Below are 20,493 nucleotides of genomic sequence, written 5' to 3' on the forward strand. Positions count from 1 at the left end.
TACTCGGCGGCAAGCTGGAGCCACCGATCAGCTCGGGGGTGTCTCGAATCGCGCGCATGCGAACAAACCCGTCGCGCGCGGGAGACTTATCGAGAGTACGCACCCCGCTCACCGGCCCGGCAACCGGCCCCCTCAACCACAGCGGGGGACCGAGTGGCGACGCCACGTGAGGCATGCCATCCTGGCTCCCGCGGTGCCTTGTGGCACGGCACGGGCCTTTGTTAGCGTGTCTCCTCTTGGGTCACCCGTTCGAGGTGCTCGGCGCCGCCGTAAGAAGGTGTGGAGGCTCTGGCTGGCGTAGGTTCGCACCCGCAGGTGGAGTGACTGCGGGCCGCCGTACATTAGTGCACAGTTGTGGACAACTCTGTGGATACTTGCTGCGCGCGGTGACCAGGGGGCTGCGAGGCGCCGCTCGTGTGAGTGAGCCAGGCGCCCGGCTCGGGTGTTCTTCGAGGTCGGTGGGGTCGTCCGGGGTGACGAGGGGAGGGGACGAAGTCGGTGTCCGAGCACCAGTTGAATCTGGGCGTGGTCTGGGACCAGGTGGTCCGGGAGCTGTCGGACGGCACGCTTTCGCCTCAGCAGCGGGCCTGGATGCGAGTCACCCGCCCGATCGGCCTGCTCGACGGCACGGCCCTGCTCGCCGCCCCGAGTGACTTCGCCAAGGAAGCGATCGAGCGCGCCCTGCGGGACCCGATCACGCACGCGCTCTCGCGCCGGCTCGGCCGTCCCGTCTCGCTGGCCGTGAAGGTCGACACCGCCGAGGTGACCCCGCCTCCTCCGCCGCCCGCCCCGTACCCGTCACCCGCCCGGGTGGAAACGGCGCCCGTCGCCGCGGCCGAGGCGCCGGTGATGCCCCCGAAGATGCCGCCGCTCGACGACGGCATGCTCCCGCCGCTGCGGCGGGTCCGGGCGCACCCGCCGGAACCGGTGAAGGCCGTCCTGCCCGAGGACGACGGCGACGAGGAAGTCGACGAAGAGGGCGAGGCCCTGGCCGCCGCGCACGAGATCTGGCCGATGTTCTCCGGCCAGCCGAGCGCGGGCCAGCCCTACACCGCGCCTGCCCAGCCGGAGACGTCGAAGACGCGGCTCAACGAGAAGTACACGTTCGACACGTTCGTCATCGGCGCGTCCAACCGCTTCGCGCACGCGGCCGCGTTCGCCGTCGCGGAGGCGCCCTCCCGCGCGTACAACCCGCTGTTCATCTGGGGCGAATCCGGGCTGGGCAAGACGCACCTGCTGCACGCCGTCGGGCACTACGCTCAGCGGCTCTTCCCCGGCATGCGCGTGCGCTACGTCTCGACCGAAGAATTCACCAACGACTTCATCAACTCGCTGCGCGACGACCGGAAGGTGGCGTTCCAGCGGCGCTACCGGGACATCGACATCCTGCTCGTCGACGACATCCAGTTCCTGGAGGGCAAGGAAGGTACTCAGGAGGAGTTCTTCCACACCTTCAACACGCTGCACAACTCGAACAAGCAGATCGTGGTGTCCTCGGACCGGCCGCCGAAGCGGCTGGAGACCCTGGAGGACCGGCTGCGCACGCGGTTCGAGTGGGGCCTCATCACCGACATCCAGCCGCCCGAACTGGAGACGCGCATCGCGATCCTCCGCAAGAAGGCGGCGCAGGACCGGCTGGCCGTGCCGGGTGACGTGCTCGAGTTCATCGCCTCGCGCGTGGAAGCGAACATCCGCGAACTGGAGGGCGCGCTCATCCGCGTCACCGCGTTCGCGTCGCTGAACCAGCAGCCGGTGGACGTCGGTCTCGCCGAGATCGTGCTGCGCGACCTGATCCCGGACTCGCAGGCGCCGGAGATCAGCGCGCCGACGATCATGGCCACCACGGCCGAGTTCTTCGACGTGACGGTCGACGACCTGTGCGGCCCCGGCAAGACGAAAGCCCTTGCCACGGCGCGGCAGATCGCGATGTACCTGTGCCGCGAGCTGACGGACATGTCGCTACCGAAGATCGGGCAGACGTTCGGCGGCCGCGACCACACGACGGTCATGCACGCGGACAAGAAGATCCGCAAGGAGATGGCCGAGCGCCGGCGGATCTACGACCAGGTGCAGGAACTCACCGCGCGCATCAAACAGCGCGCCCGTCAGTAGCCCGCTCCGCGCACACCGCTTCGATCGCCGCGATCGCGCGGGCGATCGACCACTGCTCCTCGCTCCCGCGCCGGACGCAGCCGACGATGCGCCGCGACGGACGCGGGTTGCCGCGCAACGGAATCCGAACCACCTCGTGCTGCGGTGGCAGGGGAGCGAGCCGCGGCACGAGGCACACCCCGAGCCCGGCGGCGACGAGCGCGGACACCGCGAACCACTCCTTGGCTTCGTGCGCGATGCGCGGCGTGAAACCGGCGGCGGCACAAGCGGCTTGCAGGAGCGTGTACGTGTCGTTGTGGCGCGGCTTCACGATCCACGGTTCACGCGCGGCGTCGGCGAGTTCCACCGCGTCCTGCCGCGTCAGCGGATGCCCGGCGGCGACGAGGAGGTCCTGCGGGTCGTCGAGGAGCGGCCACTGCGTGAAGCGGGGGTCGTCGACGGGCGGCGCTTCGGGCGTGGGCAGCACGACGGCGATGTCGGCCGCCTCGGCGAGCAACAGCTCGTAGCAGTCAGCGCTTTCCTCTTCTATTACGCGCGCCGTCAGCCGCGGGTGCTCCTGCCGCAGCCGCGTGACCGCAGGACCGAGCAACGCGGCGACCGTCGACGAGACGCCGCACATGCGCACGGCGCCGACCTCTTCGCCCGCGGTCAGGTCGGCCCGCGCCCGTTCCCATTGCGCGAACAGCGAATCCGCGTGCTCGAGCAACACCACCGCGGCGGGGGTCAACCGGACGCGCCGCCCATCGCGGCGCAGCAGTTCGACACCGACCTCCTTGGCGAGCAACCGGAGTTGCTGCGAGACCGCCGACGGGGTCAGGTGCAGCGCCTCCGCGGCGGCCGTGACGGTGCCGTGCTCGGCCAGTACCCGGAGGACGCTCAGGCGCCGGAGGTCGATCATGTAGTGGAGGCTAAAGAGTTCCGTGCACGAAGTCTCGATGGATCTTCACCGGGTCCGCGCCAAGACTCGACGGCATGGGAGCCGCACTTCTCGTCCTCGGCAGCGTCGTCAGCGTGCAGACCGGGCAGGCGTTCGGGAAGCAGCTCTTCGCCGCGGCCGGCCCCGGCGGGGTGGTCGCCTTGCGGCTCTCCTTCGCCGCGCTCGTGCTGCTGGCGATCCACCGCCCGGCGTTGCCGTCGCGCCGGAACCTGCCGCCGGTGCTGGGTTTCGGCGTGGCGATCGCCGGGATGAACCTGATCTACCCGGCGTTGGGTTTCCTGCCACTGGGCGTGGCGAGCGCGTTGCAGTTGCTCGGTCCGCTGGGAGTTGCGGTGGCGACGGCACGGCGTGCGCGTGACGTCGGTTTCGCTCTGGTCGCGGCCTTCGGGGTGTGGCTGTTCCATTCGCCGTCCGGGACGACGCTTCCGGCGGCCGGAGTCGCGCTCGCTCTGCTGTCCGCCGTGTCGATGGGCGGATACCTGGTGCTGAGCCGGAAAGTCGGCGCGAGTGTCCCGGATGGATCGATGCTCGCGCTCGCGGTGACGGTGGCCGCGATCCTCGCGCTGCCCTTCGGCGTGACCGCGCCGGTGTGGCGGCCTTCCTTGCTGCTGGCGGGATTCGGCGTCGCGGTGCTGTCGGCCGTGATCCCGTACTCGCTCGATCTCGCCGCGCTGCGCCGGGTTCCACCGCGCACGGTCGCGGTGCTGGAGAGCCTCGAAGCGGCAGTGGCGGGAGTGGCCGGCGCGCTTGTTCTCGGCGAGCGGCTGCCGTTCGCCGCGTGGGCCGGGATCGCTTGTGTGACAGCGAGTGCGGCCGCGGCGGGCCGCGCTGCGGCGCGGAATCTGTGATCCCAGTAACGAGAACGCATCGATCGACGCGAGCGCGGTCACCCACTGGGTTGGTTCCACGGCGACCGCGTCTGTGCGCGGCCATGGGGACGAACATCCCCACAACTGGGGACAGTTCTGTGGACAGCTGGGGACAACTGTGGATCAGTTGGGGAGCGCCCGAAGTTGTCCACGGACGGCCCGAGTTGTCCACCGGTAGTACTCCACAGATGTCCACACCCCGCCGCGCGAGCGGACCTGCGACGACGGCAGTAGTCCCCAGAATCCACAGCCCCTATTACTGTCACTGCCCTTGGTTTTTTCTCAAGAAGTCCTTCGGAGAAAAACAGGGGGCTGTGGACATGGGGACAGAGCTCCGGACGAGATCGTCTTATCGACAAATCGATGGGCTGCCCCGAGTGACGCCGGTGCCGCTCACGTTCTAACGTGGGTATCCACACCCAGCCCGCTCGTCGTTGGCGACATCGGCACCGGGCCACACCACACTGCGAGATCCCTGGCCAGCGCGCTGCTCGAGGCCTGCCCGGGGACGTTTGTCGATCTTCTCGGGCCGCGATGAGGGGCTCGGCTGTCGAAAGGATGGGCACATGAAGATCCGCGTCGAGCGCGACGGGCTCGCGGACGCCGTCGCGTGGGTGGCACGCAGCCTGCCGTCGAGGCCACCGGTCCCGGTCCTGGGCGGGGTGCTGCTCGACGCCGGATCCGACGGCTCCACCGACGCGCTCACTGTCTCCGGCTTCGACTACGAGGTCTCCGCGACGGTCGGCGTCCCGGCGACGATCGCCGACGGCGGCAGGCTGCTGGTGTCCGGGCGGCTGCTCGCCGACATCACCAAGGCGCTCCCGGCCCAGCCGGTCGAGATCTCCGTCGAGGGCTCCCGCGCCTCCATCACCTGCGGCAGCGCCCGGTTCAGCCTGCCGACCATGCCGGTCGAGGACTACCCGCAGCTGCCGGCCCAGCCGACGTTCGCCGGCGAGGTCGCCGGTGAGGCGTTCGGCCAGGCGGTCACCCAGGTCGCCGTCGCGGCGGGCAAGGACGACACCCTGCCGATGCTGACCGGCATGCGGCTGGAGATCTCCGGCAACTCGCTCACCCTCGTCGCCACCGACCGCTTCCGCCTGGCGATGCGCGAGTTCGCGTGGGAGCCCGCCGAGGGTCTGGCCGACGCCGCGGTGCTCGTCCCGGCGCGCACCCTCGCCGAGGCGGCCAAGTCGCTCGGCACCGCGGGCAACAAGGTGTCCGTCGGGCTCGCCAGCGGCGAGGGCCTGCTCGGCCTGTCCGGCAACGGCCGCTACACGACCACCCGGCTGCTCGACGCCGAGTTCCCGCCATACCGGCAGCTCCTCCCGAACCAGCACTCCTCCCGCGCGGTGATCGAGGTGTCCCCGCTCTCGGAGGCGATCAAACGTGTGTCGCTGGTGGCGGAGCGGGGTACCCAGGTCCGGCTGGAGTTCGGCGACAACTCGCTGCGCCTGTCGGCCGGCGGCGACGACGAGGGCAGCGCCGAAGAGGAGCTGCCGGTGGAGTACGAAGGCGAGCCGGTGACGATCGCGTTCAACCCGGGCTACCTCGTCGACGGCTTGGGCGCGCTGCACCACGACCGCGCCGAGCTGACCTTCACCACCCCGAACCGTCCGGCTTTGATCAAGCCGGCCGATGAGCAGGGCCAGGTCGTTCCTGGTTACCTCTATCTACTGATGCCGGTCCGCCTACCCGGCTGACCGCGACGGAGAAAGCACGAAGGGGAGTTCCATGGTTCAGCTGGGACTGGTCGGCCTCGGCCGGATGGGCTTCAACATGCGCGAGCGGCTGCGCGCCGCCGGGCACGAGGTGGTCGGCTTCGACCGCAACCAGGCGGTCTCGGACTCGACCTCGCTCGCCGACATGGTGTCCAAACTGGACGCCCCGCGGATCGTCTGGGTGATGGTCCCCGCGGGCGGGCCGACCCGCGAGACGGTGGCCGAGCTGGGTGAGCTGCTCGCCGAGGGCGATCTGGTGATCGACGGCGGCAACTCCCGGTTCACCGACGACAAGCACAACGCCGAGGTGCTGTCCGCGAAGGGCATCGGCTACCTCGACTGCGGTGTGTCCGGTGGCGTGTGGGGCAAGGAGAACGGCTACGGCCTGATGGTCGGCGGCGACAAGGAGCTCGTCGAGCGCGCCATGCCGATCTTCGACGCGCTGCGCCCGGACGGCCCGCGCGAGGAGGGCTTCTCGCACGCCGGCTCGGTCGGCGCGGGCCACTACGCGAAGATGATCCACAACGGCATCGAGTACGGCCTGATGCAGGCCTACGCCGAGGGCTTCGAGCTGCTCGAGGCCGCGAAGGTCGTCGAGGACGTGCCGGCCGTGATCAAGGGCTGGCAGCGCGGCACCGTCGTCCGGTCCTGGCTGCTCGACCTGCTGGTGCGGGCGCTGGACGAGGACCCGGAGCTGGACGACCTCGAGGGTTACGTCGAGGACTCCGGCGAGGGCCGGTGGACGCTGGAGGAGGCCATCAACCACGCGGTGCCGGCGCCGGTCATCTCGGCCGCCCTGTTCGCGCGGTTCGCCTCGCGGCGGAAGGACTCGTCCGCCATGCGCGCCGTCGCGGCGCTGCGCAACCAGTTCGGCGGCCACGCCGTGAAGAAGGCCGGCGAGTAGGCACCCAGCCGTGCACATACGGCACCTGCAGGTCACCGACTTCCGCTCCTGGGAGCACGCTGACCTGCCGCTCACCCCCGGACCGACGGTCCTCGTCGGCCAGAACGGCCGCGGGAAGACCAACCTGCTGGAGGCGATCGGCTACCTGGCGACCCTCGGGTCGCACCGGGTCGCGACGGACGCCCCGCTGGTGCGGCACGGTTGTGAGCGGGCACTCGTGCGGGCGGCCGTGGTCAACGAGGACCGCGAGCTGACCGTCGAGCTGGAGATCAACCCCGGCCGGGCGAACCGCGCCCGGGTCAACCGGGGCGCGGTCGGGAAGCCGCGGGACATCCTCGGGATCCTGCGCACCGTGTTGTTCTCCCCGGAGGACCTGGCGCTGGTGCGCGGCGACCCGGGTGAGCGCCGCCGGTTCATGGACGAGCTGCTGGTGCAGCGCGCGCCCCGATACGCGGGGGTGCGCGCCGACTACGAGCGGATCCTCAAGCAGCGCAACGCGTTGTTGAAGACGGCGGGCAAGAAGAAGGGCGCGGCGCGCGACGACCCGTACGCGCTGTCGACCCTGGAGGTGTGGGACAACCACCTCTCGGTGGTCGGCGCCCAGCTGCTCGCCGCGCGGCTCGACCTGGTCGCCGACCTCGGGCCGCACACCACCGCGGCCTACGCCGGGGTGGCGCCCGACTCGCGGCCGGCGAAGATCTCGTACCGGTCCAGCCTCGGCGCGGCACTGCCCGAGGGGTACGGGGTTCCGGACGGGAAACGCGCCGAACCGGAGGTCCTCACCGGTATCCTGGTGGAGGCGATGGCGCAGGTCCGGCAGCAGGAGCTGGAACGGGGGATCAGCCTGGTCGGGCCGCACCGCGACGAGCTGGAAATCATCCTCGGCGAGGCCCCCGCGAAGGGCTACGCGAGCCATGGGGAATCCTGGTCGTTCGCCCTCGCGCTGCGGCTGGCGTCCTACGAGCTGCTGCGGCGGGAAGCGGGTGAGCCGGTGCTCCTGCTCGACGACGTCTTCGCCGAGCTCGACCGGCGGCGCCGATCACGGCTGGCCGAGGTGGCCGCGAGTGCCGAACAGGTGCTGGTCACCGCGGCGGTGGACGAGGACGTGCCAGCGGAACTCGCCGGGGTCCGGTTCACCGTCGCCGACGGGGAGGTGCGCAGTGCCTGATGACGAACGGCCTGATGAGCCACGGCGAGTGACCGGCGACACAGGAGTTACCCACCGATCTGGGGACAACTCTGTGGATAGTGTGGATAACACGGTGAACGCGTTATCGCCCCGCGTGACCAAGCGGCCAAACGAGCGATCTTCAACCGCGCCACAAGCGGCGCAGACTCCCCAGAAGAGTGGATCAGACACGGACGGTGACGTCCCGGCTGGGCCGAACGGGAACACTACCGGACGTGATCTCGTCCGCTCCGCACTGGCCGCCGCTCGCGCCAAGGCCGACGCCAGGGGCACCGAGCCGGGCAGGCGGAAGTTCGAGCTCGGCGGCCAGAGCCCGCGCCGGCGCCGCTGGTCGGGAGCCGGTCCGGACGCCCGCGACCCGCAGCCGTTCGGCCGCCTCGTCGGGCGGCTGGTCGCCGAACGCGGCTGGCAGGAGCGCGTGACCAGCAGCCGGGTCTTCGGCGAGTGGGCCCGCCTGGTCGGCGAGGACGTCGCCGAGCACGCCCAGCCGGTGACGCTGAAGGACGGCGAGCTCACCGTCCGCGCCGACTCGACAGCGTGGGCCACGCAGCTGCGCCTGCTGCAGAGCCAGCTCATCGCCAAGATCGCCGCCGGGGTGGGGCACGGTGTGGTCAAGCGCATGCGCATCCACGGCCCGACCGCCCCGAGCTGGCGGAAGGGCCCGCGGCACGTGCCCGGTCGCGGGCCGCGCGACACCTATGGGTGACTGAGCGCGTCGTATCGCGGCTCGACCCCCGCCGGATAGCGCCGGACCCGGCGACGCTCGCGTTCGGGCCTCTGTGACGAAATCAGGGGTGTCCTTGCGGCATGTCAGCGGAGCTGGCCAAGTAGACTGGAGGGCAGTGGGGGAGTCCCTTGGGCAAGACTGAGGAGAAAGCAGGCTCGTGGCAGCTCAGCAGAACGACTACAACGCGTCCTCCATCACGGTGCTCGAGGGTCTCGAGGCGGTCCGCAAGCGGCCAGGCATGTACATCGGTTCCACCGGTGAACGCGGTCTGCACCACCTGATCTGGGAGGTCGTCGACAACTCGGTCGACGAGGCCATGGCTGGCTACGCGACGAAGGTCGAGGTCACCCTCCTCGCCGACGGCGGCGTCCGCGTGGTCGACGACGGCCGCGGCATCCCCGTCGAGGAGCACCCGGTCCACAAGAAGTCGACGCTGGAGATCGTGCACACCGTGCTGCACGCGGGCGGCAAGTTCGACAGCGAGAGCTACGCGGTGTCCGGCGGTCTGCACGGCGTCGGTGTCTCCGTCGTCAACGCCCTGTCCAGGGCGCTCGACGTCGAGGTCTCCCGCGATGGCAAGAAGTGGCGCCAGCACTACGACCACTCCAAGCCCGGCCCGCTGGAGGAGGTCGGCCCCGCCGAGGGCACCGGCACCTCCACCACCTTCTGGGCCGACCCGGACATCTTCGAGACCACGACGTACAACACCGAGACGGTCTCGCGCCGCCTGCAGGAGATGGCCTTCCTGAACAAGGGCCTGAGCATCACGTTGCGCGACGAGCGGGTCACCGAGGCGGAGACCGAGGCCGACGCCGACGGCAAGCAGGCGCGGGTCAAGGAGCGCGTCTACCACTACCCGGGCGGGCTCGAGGACTTCGTCAAGCACATCAACGGCTCGAAGGACCCGATCCACTCCAGCATCATCTGCTTCGACGCCAAGGGCGACGGCCTCGAGGTCGAGGTCGCGATGCAGTGGAACAACTCGTTCACGCCGTCGGTGCACACCTTCGCCAACACCATCAACACCCATGAGGGTGGGACCCACGAGGAGGGCTTCCGCGCTGCGCTGACCCGCGTGGTCAACGCGTACGCGCGGGACAAGAAACTCCTCAAGGAGAAGGACGAGAACCTCTCCGGCGACGACGTGCGCGAGGGCTTGACCGCGATCATCTCGATCAAGCTGGCCGAGCCGCAGTTCGAGGGCCAGACCAAGACCAAGCTGGGCAACAGCGAGGCCAAGTCGTTCGTCCAGTCCAAGACCAACGAGTGGCTGTCCGACTGGTTCGAGCGCAACCCGAGCGAAGCCAAGACGATCATCAACAAGGCGCTGTCCAGCGCGCAGGCGCGGATGGCCGCCCGCCGGGCGCGCGACCTGGTGCGCCGCAAGGGCGCGCTGGAGATCGGCGGACTGCCCGGCAAGCTCAAGGACTGCCAGTCGACCAACCCGGAGGAGTGCGAGCTCTACATCGTGGAGGGTGACTCCGCGGGCGGGTCGGCCAAGGAGGGGCGGGAGTCGCGGTTCCAGGCGATCCTGCCGATCCGGGGCAAGATCATCAACGTGGAGAAGGCCCGCATCGACCGGGTGCTCAAGAACAACGAGGTCCAGTCGCTGATCACCGCGCTGGGCACCGGCATCCACGACGACTTCGACCTCTCCAAGCTGCGGTACCACAAGATCGTGCTGATGGCCGACGCCGACGTCGACGGCCAGCACATCCGCACCCTGCTGCTGACGCTGCTGTTCCGGTTCATGCGCCCGCTGATCGAGCACGGCCACGTCTACCTCGCGCAGCCGCCGCTCTACAAGATCAAGTGGCCGCGGTCGGAGCCGGAGTACGCGTACTCGGACAAGGAGCGCGACGGTCTGCTCGCGGCCGGCGCCGAAGCCGGCCGCAAGGTGCCGAAGGAAGACGGCATCCAGCGGTACAAGGGTCTCGGCGAGATGAACGCCGAAGAGCTGTGGGAGACCACGATGGACCCGTCCCGCCGTCTGCTGCTGCAGGTCACGCTGGACGACGCCGCCGCGGCGGACGAGCTGTTCAGCGTCCTGATGGGCGAGGACGTCGAAGCCCGGCGCTCGTTCATCACCCGCAACGCCAAGGACGTCCGCTTCCTCGACGTGTAGCGCGCCCCCGCCTCCTTTTCCCATTCGTCAGTAGAAGGACCCCATGACGGAAACCTTGCCGCCGGAACACGACCGCACCGAGCCGGTCGACATCCAGCATGAGATGCAGCGCTCGTACATCGAGTACGCGATGAGCGTGATCGTGTCGCGCGCGCTGCCGGACGTGCGGGACGGCCTCAAGCCGGTGCACCGCCGCGTCCTCTACTCGATGTACGACTCGGGGTTCCGGCCGGAGCGCGGGTACAACAAGTGCTCGCGCGTGGTCGGCGACGTGATGGGCAACTACCACCCGCACGGCGACTCGGCGATCTACGACGCCCTCGTGCGGCTGGCCCAGCCGTGGGCGCTGCGGTACCCGCTGATCGACGGCCAGGGCAACTTCGGCTCGCCGGGCAACGACCCCGCGGCGGCCATGCGGTACACCGAGTCGCGGCTCGACCCGCTGGCCATGGAGATGCTGCGGGACATCGAAGAGGAGACCGTCGACTTCTCGCCCAACTACGACGGCCGCACGCAGGAGCCGGACGTCCTGCCGTCGCGGATCCCGAACCTGCTGGTCAACGGCACGTCGGGCATCGCGGTCGGCATGGCGACCAACATCCCGCCGCACAACCTGCGCGAGGTCGCCGAGGGTGTCGTGTGGGCGCTGGACAACTGGGAGGCCGGCGACGACGAGACGCTGGCCGCGCTGATGCAGCGGATCAAGGGCCCGGACTTCCCGACGAAGGGCCTGATCCTGGGCACCTCCGGCATCGAGGAGGCCTACCGCACCGGCCGCGGTTCGATCCGCATGCGCGCGGTGGTCGAGGTCGAGGAGGACGCCCGCGGCCGCACGACGCTGGTCGTCACCGAGCTGCCCTACCAGGTCAACCCGGACAACCTGGTGGAGAACATCGCCAGCCTGGTGCGGGACGGGAAGCTGACCGGCATCGCGGACATCGCCGACGAGTCCAACAGCCGTCGCGGCATGCGGATCGTGGTCACGCTCAAGCGGGACGCGGTCGCCAAGGTCGTGCTGAACAACCTCTACAAGCACACCCAGCTGCAGTACAACTTCGGCGTCAACATGCTGGCGCTCGTCGACGGCGTGCCGCGGACGCTGCGGCTGGACCAGGTCGTCCGGCACTACGTCAAGCACCAGATCGAGGTCATCGTCCGGCGGACCCGGTTCCGCCTGCGCAAGGCCGAGGAACGCGCCCACATCCTGCGTGGTCTGGTCAAGGCGCTGGACCAGCTGGACGAGGTCATCGCGTTGATCCGCCGGTCGCCGACGGTCGACGAGGCGCGCACCGGCCTGATCGAGCTGCTGGACATCGACGAGATCCAGGCCACCGCGATCCTGGACATGCAGTTGCGCCGCCTGGCTGCCCTGGAGCGCCAGAAGATCGTCGACGAACTGGCGAAGATCGAGCTGGAGATCGCCGACCTGCAGGACATCCTGGACAAGCCGGAGCGCCAGCGGCAGATCGTCAAGGACGAGCTGACCGAGATCGTCGACAAGTTCGGTGACGACCGGCGCACCCAGATCATCCCGTTCGACGGCGACGTCTCGGTCGAGGACCTGATCGCGGTCGAGGACGTGGTGGTCACCATCACACGCACCGGCTACGCGAAGCGCACCAAGACCGACCTGTACCGCTCGCAGCGCCGCGGCGGCAAGGGCGTGCAGGGCGCGCAGCTCAAGCAGGACGACATCGTCCAGCACTTCTTCGTGTGCTCGACGCACGACTGGATCCTGTTCTTCACGAACAAGGGCCGCGTCTACCGCGCGAAGGCGTACGAGCTGCCCGAGGCCAACCGCGCCGCCCGCGGTCAGCACGTCGCGAACCTGCTGGCGTTCCAGCCGGACGAGACGATCGCGCAGATCATCGAGATCCCGAACTACGAGGTCGCGCCGTACCTGGTGCTGGCCACGAAGAAGGGCCTGGTCAAGAAGACACGGCTGAGCGAGTTCGACTCGAACCGCTCCGGCGGCCTGATCGGCATCAACCTGCGCGAGGGCGACGAGCTGGTCGGGGCGGTGCTCGCCGGCCCGGAGGACGACCTGCTGCTGGTGTCGGCCGAGGGCCAGTCGATCCGGTTCCACGCCACCGACGAGACGCTGCGCCCGATGGGCCGCCCGACGTCGGGTGTGCTCGGCATGCGGTTCAACGACGGCGACGAGCTGCTCGCGCTGAACGTGGTCAAGCCGGACAAGTTCCTGCTGGTCGCCACCGACGGTGGGTACGCCAAGCGGACGCCGATCGAGGACTACCCGGTGCAGGGCCGCGGCGGCAAGGGTGTGCTGACCATCCAGCACGACCGCAAGCGTGGCAGGCTGGTGGGGGCGCTCATCGTCGACGCCGACGACGAGCTCTACGCCATCACCTCCAGCGGCGGCGTCATCCGCACGCCCGCGGACCAGGTGCGCAAGGCGGGCAGGCAGACGAAGGGCGTGCGGTTGATCAACCTGGGCGAGGGTACGACTCTTCTCGCGGTCGCACGCAACGCTGATGAGCCCTCGGGCGTCGGTAATGGTGAAGGCAACGGAGGAACCGAAGAACCCGTCTCGGAAGAGAGCTAAGTGACGACACCGGAGAACCCCGAACAGCACGGTGCGCAGACCGGTGACGCGGGCACGCCGCCCTGGCAGCGGCTGAGCCGCGACGCCGGTCAGGGCACGACGACCGACCCCAAGGCAGGCGGTTACCGGGACGGGTGGTCGTCGGAAGGCCAGGCCGAGAAAACTGTGTTGTACTCGAACGGTGACGACCAGCCGGCCGTCACCGGTTCGGCGGCGCAGGGTCTGTTCGGCAACCCCGCGGCGCGCGACGACGCGTTGTCAGGGTTGAGGGGGCAGGAAACGGTGAGCGTCGCCAGTGCCGGCACCAAGGGACGTTCGACGCCCAGCGCACTGCGCCGCCCCGGCCGCGGCCCGCGCCGGGCGAGCCTGCAGATCAAGCGGTTCGACCCCTGGTCGGTGCTGAAGCTGTCGCTGGTTCTCGGTGTCGCTCTGTTCTTCGTGTGGCTGGTGGCCGTCGGCGTGCTGTACACGGTGCTCGACGGCATGGGCGTGTGGGACAAGCTGAACGGCACCTACTCGTCCCTGGTGTCCGGCGAGGGCGCCGGCGTGACCAACGAACCGCTCATCAGCGCCGGCCGGGTGTTCGGCATCGCGGCCATCCTCGGCGCGATCAACATCGTGCTGCTCTCGGCGCTGGCCACGGTGAGCGCGTTCATCTACAACGTGTCCGCCGACCTGGCCGGAGGCCTAGAGGTGACCCTGTCGGAACGCGAGTAGAAGGCATGTTGTAGTCTTCTCTCCGTTCGAGGGCCCATAGCTCAGGCGGTTAGAGCGCTTCGCTGATAACGAAGAGGTCGGAGGTTCAAGTCCTCCTGGGCCCACAACAGGTCAGCCCCCGTCTCCCAACCAGAGGAAACGGGGGCTGAGCTTTTTTGGCTGCCTACCGTCCCGCCAGCTCGGCGACCACTGGCGCGAGGGCACCGGCGGCGTCAGCGCCGAACACGAAGTAGGAGAAGCCGATCTCCTCGCGTCGCCGCTGGATTTCCTCGGCCGCGGCGGCGGGATCGCTGGGCAGGAACGCGAGCGAGTCCGCGGCCCGGACGGCGGCGGGGTCGGTGTCGGGTCCGGCCATGAACGCGGCGACCGAGTCGCCGACCACGGGTACGTGCAACGCCAGTTCCGCACCGCGACGGTTGTCGAAGCTTTCCACCCGTTGCACCGTCGCCGCCCGCGTCTCGATCTGTGGCATCACGAAGGTCACCGTGTCGGCGAGTTCAGCCGCCAGCGCTTGTGCCTTCGGGCCGCGCACGGCCATGGCCACCGGCGTGTGCAGGTCCGGACCGTCGAGCTCGCGCAGGGCGGCGACGACGTCACGCACTTGGCTCCACCGCTGGCCCTCCGGAGGGAGCGGCAGACCCAGCTCACGGAGTTGGTCGGCGATCCCGGGCCGGCCGGTGCCGATGCCCATTTCGAACCGCCCCTCGGTGAGCACGGACAGCGAGTGCGCCTCCCACGCCGTGATCCACGCGGGCCGCACCGGAGACGCGTACACCCAGGTGCCCACGCGCAGGCCGGTGATCGTCGCCGCCATGGCGAGCGCCGGGCCCGGTGCCGGCTGCCACTGCGGCACGTCGGGCATCAGGACCGTCGAGAAACCACTGTCGGCCAGCCCGCGCAACTGATCACGCCAAGCCGGCATGTCAGTGCTGATCGGCGCGACGACGCCGAACCGCAACGGCCTGATCTCGTGTGTCGAACCACCCGTCATCGGTGGAGCTCCTCCCACGTGGCCCGGCCTGGTGCCGAGCTTCACATCTTCTACGAACGAGCCACCGTGCATCCGACAGGACCCGCCGCTGGAGGGTTAACCGGCCGGTCTGAGCGGGTATCCACCGCCACCGAGGGAGGGAGCCGGCGATGTCCGATGTCCCGTCCGGTCTTGCGGCGGTGCTCGCCGCCGCTGAGCGGGCCTCTCCGGTTCGCTCGGTCGACGTGGTCGCGGCTTACCTGGCCGAGCGGTTCGCCGCCTCGGACACCTCGTTCCTGCTCGTCGACCTCGTGGCCCGCGCGCTCGTCCGGCTTCACGGCACAGCCCTGCACGGCGCGGACGCCGACCGCGTCGACCTGGCCGGCACCGTCTACGAGCGCGTCCTCTACAGCCAGGAGCCGTTCCACGACCAGGGGCGCGTCATCGTGCCCGTCACGCACCGCGGCGACGCCATCGGTCTGCTCGAAACGACCGTCCCCCGCCCCGACGTGGTGGAGCAGGTGGGCGAGGTGGCCCACGCCCTCGCCTACCTCATCGTCACCGACCGGCGCTTCACCGATCTCTACGAGTGGGGCGAGCGCACCACCCAGGTGAGCCTGGCCGCCGAGATCCAGCACCAGCTGCTGCCGTCTGCCCCGTGCTGCGAGGCCCCGGAGTTCACGCTCGCCTGCGCGCTGGTGCCCGCCGACGACGTGGGCGGCGACACCTACGACTACGCCCTCGACCACGGCACGTTGAACCTGACGATCACCGACGCGGTCGGCCACGACGTCCAGTCCGGCCTGGTCGCGACCCTGCTCATGGGCGCGTTGCGCGGCGCCCGCCGCGCCAACCGGTCCCTCGCCGACCAGGCGGCGGAGGCCGACCGGGCCGTGCGGGAGCACGCGAAGATCCCCTACGCGACCGGTCAGCTGTTCCGCTTCGAGCTGGCCGAAGGCCGTGCCGAAGTCGTCAACGCCGGGCACCCGCTCCCGCTGCTCCTGCGCGACGGCCATGTCCGCGAGCTGCCGTTGCACCGCGACACCCCCTTCGGCACCGGCCTGCAGGACAAGCCGCACGAGGTTCAGGTCGTCGACCTGCGCCCGGGTGACCGGCTGTTCCTCCTGACCGACGGGATGCTGGAGCGGGAGGCGGCGTCGGTGGACCTGCGCAGGCTGGCGCGGGAGACCGCCGACCTGCACCCGCGTGCCGTGGTGCAGGCGATGACCAGGGCCGTTGTCGATGCCGCCGCCGGGCACCCCAAGGACGACGCCTGCGTCATCTGCCTCGACTGGATGGGGTGATTCAGCGGTGCCGGAGCGGTGACTCTGGTAACGACCGGGTCACGGAACGCCGTTCGGCTGGTTATGGTCGCCTGCGGACCACCGACCGATGGGAGCGCCTCCGATGTTCAGCCGCCTGCGTCGACGTGACGGCCGGCAGGGGGAGCCCGTCACCTTCGCGGCCGGCGCCGGCCTGGTGAGCGCCCGGCTGCGGGACGAGACGGGCAACCCGCTGGCCGGCGCCGAGATGGTCCTCCGACACAAGCGCAGCCCGCGGGTGTTCCGGGCGGTGTCCGACGACTACGGACTGGTGGTCGTCACCGCGGCCACCGGCACCTACCAGGTGACGATCACCGCGGGCGGTTACCGCGAGGCCACCCACACCGTCGACGTCGCCAGCGGCGACCACACCTCCCTGGGTGACGTCGAGCTGCACCCCGACGCGAGCGTCCGCCTGCCGGGCCCGGGCCGCTGGGTGATCGACCCGGACCACACGTCGATCCGCTTCGTGGCGCGGCACATCGGTCTGTCCCGCGTCCACGGCCGGTTCACGCGCTTCCACGGCAGCGTCACCGTCGGCGAGCGGATCGAGAACTCGTCGATCGAGGTCGTCATCGACGCGGCCAGCATCGACACCGCCGCCGAGAAGCGGGACGAGCACCTGCGCTCGCCCGACTTCCTCGACGTCGAACGCTTCCCGAAGATCCACTTCTTCAGCGACCGGGCCCAGCGCGTGGCCGGGGACCGCTGGCAGATCGACGGCACGCTCAACCTGCGCGGCGCGAGCCGCGGCGTGCGCCTGGACGCGAGCTACCTCGGCCTGCGGTCGTGGAACGGCGAGCGCCTCGGCGCGGTCGCGAAGGCCGAGCTGCACCGCGAGGACTTCACGATCAACTGGCAGCAGACGCTCGCGAAGGGCCTGGTCGTGGTCGGTTCGACGGTCGAGCTCCGCTTCGACGTCCAGGCCGTCCGCGGCGCCTAAGCCGCGACGTCGGCGACCACGCAGGCGATGTTGTCCGGGCCGCCACGCCGGTTCGCGAGGTCGACCAGCGTGCCGACGGCGTCGCCCGGGGTGGCGGCCGCCCGCAGCTCGGCGTGCAGCACGTTGGCCGGCACCGCGTTGTAGAGGCCGTCGGAGCACAGCAGGTACCGGTCGCCGTTCCGGCCGTCGCGCAGCAGCAGATCCGGCTCGGCCGGCTGCCGGTGCAAGGCCTTGACCAGCGTCGCCGGGATCGCGGTGCCCTGCACGTGGTCCTGCGTCAGCTGGTGCAGCTCGCCTGCGCGCAGCAGGTACGCGCGCGAATCGCCGACGTGCACGACCCCGAGCCGGGAACCCGACCACAGGAGCGCGGTCAGCGTGGTGCCGGCGTCCTCGAGGTTTCGGACTGCGGCGCCGGCCACGCGGAACGCTTCGCCGAGGGCCGCCAGCGGATCGCCGCTCGTCAGCGAGTCCAGCGGCCGCACGGCCTCGATCGCGGCGACGCTCGCCTGGTGCCCGCCCTGGCCGAACCCGTCGGCGACGGCCAGCAGGTGCGGCCCGGCGTAGGCGGCGTCCTGGTTCGATTCCCGCACCAGACCACGGTCGGCGCGTGCGGCGTGGATGAGTCCCGTCATCGCAGTGTCCTTTCCGGACAGTTGCTCGACGAGGAAGGCGACGAGCCGCCCGCGCGCCGCGACGTCGGCCTCGACCGAACGCCAGTACGCGAGGACCTCGGTTGCCGGATCGGGGCTGGACAGCGCCAGCGAGATCCGCGCCAGCGGCATCCCGGTCCGGCGCAGCAAACCGATCAGGCGGGCCCGCTCCAGCTGGTCCGGCGAGTACCGCCGGTAGCCGGACACCGGGTCGACCGACGCGGGCCGGAGGAGGCCCAGGTCGTCGTAGAGCCGCAAGGCCTTCGGGGACAGTCCCGCCGCGCGGGCGAACGCCCCGATTGTGAGCAGTCCCATGTCGCCCTCCTCGTACCAGGCATTTTGCCCGGCGGAAGCGACTGTGGGGCTTGCCCCAGGGACAAGGTCAACCTTGGTTCCACGTGGAACGGCCAGGACAGACGGGGAACTGTGCCGCGTCTGACCTGGCCGTGTCTCGGGGTGTGTTACTGCTCGCTGCGCTGCCGCGCCTCACCGAGGGCCGCTTCCTCCCGCGCCCGGTCGGCTTCGGCTTCCTTCTCGCTGACCCGCTGCTGCGCGTCCGCCTTCTCCTGCTGCGCGCGGCCTTCCCGCTGCGCCGAGGCGTTCCCCAGGAACGTGCCCGCGGTCTCCTTGACCTTGCCCTTCAGGCCCTCGACCGCGCCCTTGATGCCTTCCTGACGGTCTTCCTTGTCGGTCATTCCTGCCCCTCCTTCGTCACCGTCACGAATCGGCTACCCGGGTGGCAGGGGCGCTAATCACTCACGCGGGTGCGAGTGCGGGTTTTATGTTCGGGTTGCGGTGCAGCAGGTTCTCCGGGTCGTAGTGCGCCTTGATCCGGGCCAGCCGCGCGTATTTCGCGGCCCCGAAACTCGTGCGCACGCGGTCGTCCTCGTAGTCGGTCATGAAATTGACGTAGCCGCCGGTGCCGGACGAATGCGGCGCCACGGCGTCCCACAGATCCCGGGCCCATTGCCGGTCACGCGCGAGGAGGTCCGCGTCGGTGGCCAGCGCGGCGATGCTGAACAGCACCACGGGGTTCCGGGCGCCGCCGAACGCCGTGGCGTCGTCGGCGACCTCGGTGAACGCGCCGCCCGCGAACATGTTGGGCAGGAACGACATCGGCGAGCTCCGCAGCGGCATCCGTTCGGTGACCGCGGTGATGACCGGCTCCGAGAAGCGGTCCAGGTAAAGCGCTTTCTCGTAGGCGAGGATGCCCGGCAACGCGGTTTCGTCGAGCATTTGCTGGAGCGCGACGTAGGGCATCGGGATGGTGAACTCGAACAGCGGCGCGAGACCGGTGCGGACCTGCTGCGCGGCTTCGCCGAATTCCGGTTCCGGGCCGAAACCGGCGAGGAGGAGCGCGTAACCCGGGCGGAAGTGGTGTTCCTCGGGCACGAAATCGGCGGGCGGGGCGTTCAGCGCCGCGATGATGGCGCCGGCTTTCCGCGGCAACGATTCGACGATCCCCTGCATGTGCCGCAGTGCTTCGGCGCCGCGGTCGTCCTCCCAGAAGAACAGCCCGAGCTGGATGATCGGCCCGACCGGGTGGAGCCGGAACTCGAACTCGGTGACGACGCCGAAGTTCCCGCCGCCACCGCGCAGGGCCCAGAACAGGTCGGTGTTCTCGGTGTCCGACGCGCGCAGCACGTCGCCGGAGGGGAGGACGACCTCCGCGGAGAGCAGGTTGTCGCAGGCCAGGCCGTACTGGTTGGTGAGCCAGCCGAAGCCGCCGCCGAGGGTGAGGCCGGCGACGCCGGTGTCGCTGACGGTGCCGCCGACGGTCGCCAGGCCGTGCCCCTGGGTGGCGGTGTCGACCTGTCGCCACCGCGCGCCGCCGCCGACCCGCGCGGTGCGGCTGCCGGGGTCGACCACGACCTGGTCGAGGCTGCTCAGGTCGATGGTCAGGCCGCCATCGGCGACCGCGGCCCCGCCGACGTTGTGCCCGCCGCCGCGCACGGCCACCTCCAGCCCGGAGTTCCGGGCGGTCGCGAGCGCCGTGGCGACGTCCCGCGGGCCGGACGGCTGGACGATGACCGCGGGATGGCGGTCGATGAGGCCGTTCCACACGGCGCGGCCCTGGTCGTAGCCCGGATCGCCGGGTGTCAGGGCGGCGCCGTCGAGGGACCGCCGCAAGGTCTCCACGTCGAAGGGGTTCATGACTTCCTGCTTTCGCGGGCGGACGGTGGACGTGGCGCGAACCACCAGAGGAAGTCGAAGTGGATGTGACCTGCATTACAGCTCGCGGCCGTCCGCACCGCGCGAACCTCCCCCTGGCGGGTGCAGTAGCATCGTGAGGTCAGCCGGACCGTCGAAGAGGGGCCTGAACGTGAAGAAGCTGCTGGCGCTCGCAGTCGTCGCGGGTGGGGTGCTGTTCGTGATCAAGCGCAACAAAGACGCGAAGGCTGAGGCCGACCTGTGGCGCGAGGCCACCGCCCCGACCGAGCGCCCGCTGGCCGCGGTCTCGACGAACGGCAGCGCGCCGGCGAAGGCCGCCGAGGCAGGCACGAACAACTGAACTTCCCGCGGGCTTGGGGGCCCGCGTCCGGGGCTGTAGCTCAATTGGTAGAGCGCTGCTTTTGCAAGGCAGAGGTCAGGGGTTCGATTCCCCTCAGCTCCACGCATCGGAGGCTCGTGCTCGCGGAGAGCGCGAGCCGTTTGCGTTTCGCGTGTTTTGTGGGGGCGCGGCGGGTCACCCGCGTGTAGCCGACCATGTCGACGAACCCGACGACCTCCGTCCGCGCCTCCAGGTC

Annotated in this window: 17 protein-coding genes and 2 tRNA genes; 14 read left to right on the forward strand and 5 right to left on the reverse strand. The window is 70.1% G+C overall.

The window, feature by feature from the left end; all coding sequences use genetic code 11:
* The first annotated feature begins 498 nt into the window (after positions 1 to 498).
* On the forward strand, positions 499 to 2,112 hold the full coding sequence (gene dnaA / locus ABZ215_RS09800; protein ID WP_020416231.1) for a chromosomal replication initiator protein DnaA: 1,614 nt from the start codon (positions 499 to 501) through the stop codon (positions 2,110 to 2,112).
* Here dnaA and ABZ215_RS09805 read toward each other — a convergent pair.
* Complete coding sequence (locus ABZ215_RS09805) at positions 2,090 to 3,010, reverse strand: LysR family transcriptional regulator (protein WP_354949078.1); 921 nt, start codon at positions 3,008 to 3,010, stop codon at positions 2,090 to 2,092. The genes dnaA and ABZ215_RS09805 overlap by 23 nt on opposite strands.
* 74 nt (positions 3,011 to 3,084) lie before the next feature.
* On the opposite strand from ABZ215_RS09805, the gene ABZ215_RS09810 reads away from it, so the two are divergent.
* The 9 genes from ABZ215_RS09810 (at position 3,085) to ABZ215_RS09850 (ending at position 13,965) form a co-directional block, all read left to right on the forward strand.
* Positions 3,085 to 3,897, forward strand: a complete 813-nt coding sequence (locus ABZ215_RS09810) for an EamA family transporter (RefSeq protein ID WP_020416233.1) — start codon at positions 3,085 to 3,087, stop codon at positions 3,895 to 3,897.
* Between the two features lie 587 nt (positions 3,898 to 4,484).
* The gene (dnaN, locus tag ABZ215_RS09815; RefSeq protein WP_017985951.1) at positions 4,485 to 5,618 is read left to right on the forward strand and encodes a DNA polymerase III subunit beta; all 1,134 of its coding nucleotides are present in this window, start codon (positions 4,485 to 4,487) and stop codon (positions 5,616 to 5,618) included.
* A gap of 31 nt (positions 5,619 to 5,649) precedes the next feature.
* The gene (gnd, locus tag ABZ215_RS09820) at positions 5,650 to 6,540 is read left to right on the forward strand and encodes a phosphogluconate dehydrogenase (NAD(+)-dependent, decarboxylating) (protein ID WP_020416235.1); all 891 of its coding nucleotides are present in this window, start codon (positions 5,650 to 5,652) and stop codon (positions 6,538 to 6,540) included.
* Positions 6,541 to 6,550: 10 nt separating this feature from the next.
* Complete coding sequence (gene recF / locus ABZ215_RS09825) at positions 6,551 to 7,708, forward strand: DNA replication/repair protein RecF (RefSeq protein WP_354949080.1); 1,158 nt, start codon at positions 6,551 to 6,553, stop codon at positions 7,706 to 7,708.
* Positions 7,709 to 7,964: 256 nt separating this feature from the next.
* Positions 7,965 to 8,435: a DciA family protein gene (locus ABZ215_RS09830; RefSeq protein ID WP_039791185.1), complete on the forward strand. Its 471-nt coding sequence runs from the start codon at positions 7,965 to 7,967 to the stop codon at positions 8,433 to 8,435.
* Positions 8,436 to 8,613: 178 nt separating this feature from the next.
* Complete coding sequence (gene gyrB, locus ABZ215_RS09835; protein WP_354949082.1) at positions 8,614 to 10,581, forward strand: DNA topoisomerase (ATP-hydrolyzing) subunit B; 1,968 nt, start codon at positions 8,614 to 8,616, stop codon at positions 10,579 to 10,581.
* Between the two features lie 43 nt (positions 10,582 to 10,624).
* Positions 10,625 to 13,144, forward strand: coding sequence for a DNA gyrase subunit A (gyrA, locus tag ABZ215_RS09840; protein ID WP_020416239.1), 2,520 nt, complete (start codon positions 10,625 to 10,627; stop codon positions 13,142 to 13,144).
* Positions 13,145 to 13,861, forward strand: a complete 717-nt coding sequence (locus ABZ215_RS09845) for a DUF3566 domain-containing protein (protein WP_354949085.1) — start codon at positions 13,145 to 13,147, stop codon at positions 13,859 to 13,861.
* Between the two features lie 30 nt (positions 13,862 to 13,891).
* Positions 13,892 to 13,965 (forward strand) — tRNA-Ile (locus ABZ215_RS09850).
* A gap of 59 nt (positions 13,966 to 14,024) precedes the next feature.
* Here ABZ215_RS09850 and ABZ215_RS09855 read toward each other — a convergent pair.
* Entirely contained in the window at positions 14,025 to 14,852 is an 828-nt protein-coding gene (locus ABZ215_RS09855) for an LLM class flavin-dependent oxidoreductase (RefSeq protein ID WP_354949087.1), read from the reverse strand.
* 149 nt (positions 14,853 to 15,001) lie between these two features.
* Here ABZ215_RS09855 and ABZ215_RS09860 point away from each other — a divergent pair, with 149 nt between their 5' ends.
* Both ABZ215_RS09860 and ABZ215_RS09865 read left to right on the forward strand, forming a co-directional pair.
* Positions 15,002 to 16,135: a PP2C family protein-serine/threonine phosphatase gene (locus tag ABZ215_RS09860; RefSeq protein WP_354949089.1), complete on the forward strand. Its 1,134-nt coding sequence runs from the start codon at positions 15,002 to 15,004 to the stop codon at positions 16,133 to 16,135.
* A 103-nt stretch (positions 16,136 to 16,238) separates the two neighbouring features.
* Positions 16,239 to 17,096 carry a YceI family protein gene (locus tag ABZ215_RS09865; RefSeq protein ID WP_020416242.1) on the forward strand — a complete coding sequence of 286 codons (858 nt, stop codon included), beginning with the start codon at positions 16,239 to 16,241 and terminating at the stop codon, positions 17,094 to 17,096.
* Here ABZ215_RS09865 and ABZ215_RS09870 read toward each other — a convergent pair.
* The 3 genes from ABZ215_RS09870 to ABZ215_RS09880 all read right to left on the reverse strand — a co-directional run bounded on the left by ABZ215_RS09870 (position 17,093) and on the right by ABZ215_RS09880 (position 19,900).
* Complete coding sequence (locus tag ABZ215_RS09870) at positions 17,093 to 18,061, reverse strand: MerR family transcriptional regulator (protein ID WP_354949091.1); 969 nt, start codon at positions 18,059 to 18,061, stop codon at positions 17,093 to 17,095. The two genes, ABZ215_RS09865 and ABZ215_RS09870, sit on opposite strands and share 4 nt — an antisense overlap.
* Positions 18,062 to 18,207: 146 nt before the next feature.
* On the reverse strand, positions 18,208 to 18,441 hold the full coding sequence (locus tag ABZ215_RS09875; RefSeq protein WP_354949093.1) for a CsbD family protein: 234 nt from the start codon (positions 18,439 to 18,441) through the stop codon (positions 18,208 to 18,210).
* Positions 18,442 to 18,502: 61 nt separating this feature from the next.
* Entirely contained in the window at positions 18,503 to 19,900 is a 1,398-nt protein-coding gene (locus ABZ215_RS09880) for an FAD-binding oxidoreductase (RefSeq protein WP_354949095.1), read from the reverse strand.
* Positions 19,901 to 20,069: 169 nt separating this feature from the next.
* Here ABZ215_RS09880 and ABZ215_RS09885 point away from each other — a divergent pair, with 169 nt between their 5' ends.
* Together ABZ215_RS09885 and ABZ215_RS09890 are read left to right on the forward strand one after the other, a co-directional pair.
* Positions 20,070 to 20,258: a DLW-39 family protein gene (locus tag ABZ215_RS09885; protein ID WP_017985983.1), complete on the forward strand. Its 189-nt coding sequence runs from the start codon at positions 20,070 to 20,072 to the stop codon at positions 20,256 to 20,258.
* A gap of 29 nt (positions 20,259 to 20,287) precedes the next feature.
* A tRNA-Ala gene (locus ABZ215_RS09890) sits at positions 20,288 to 20,360 on the forward strand.
* Positions 20,361 to 20,493: the final 133 nt, after the last annotated feature.

The sequence above is a fragment of the Amycolatopsis sp. NPDC006131 genome, from assembly GCF_040614175.1.
Lineage (GTDB): Bacteria > Actinomycetota > Actinomycetes > Mycobacteriales > Pseudonocardiaceae > Amycolatopsis_E > Amycolatopsis_E tucumanensis.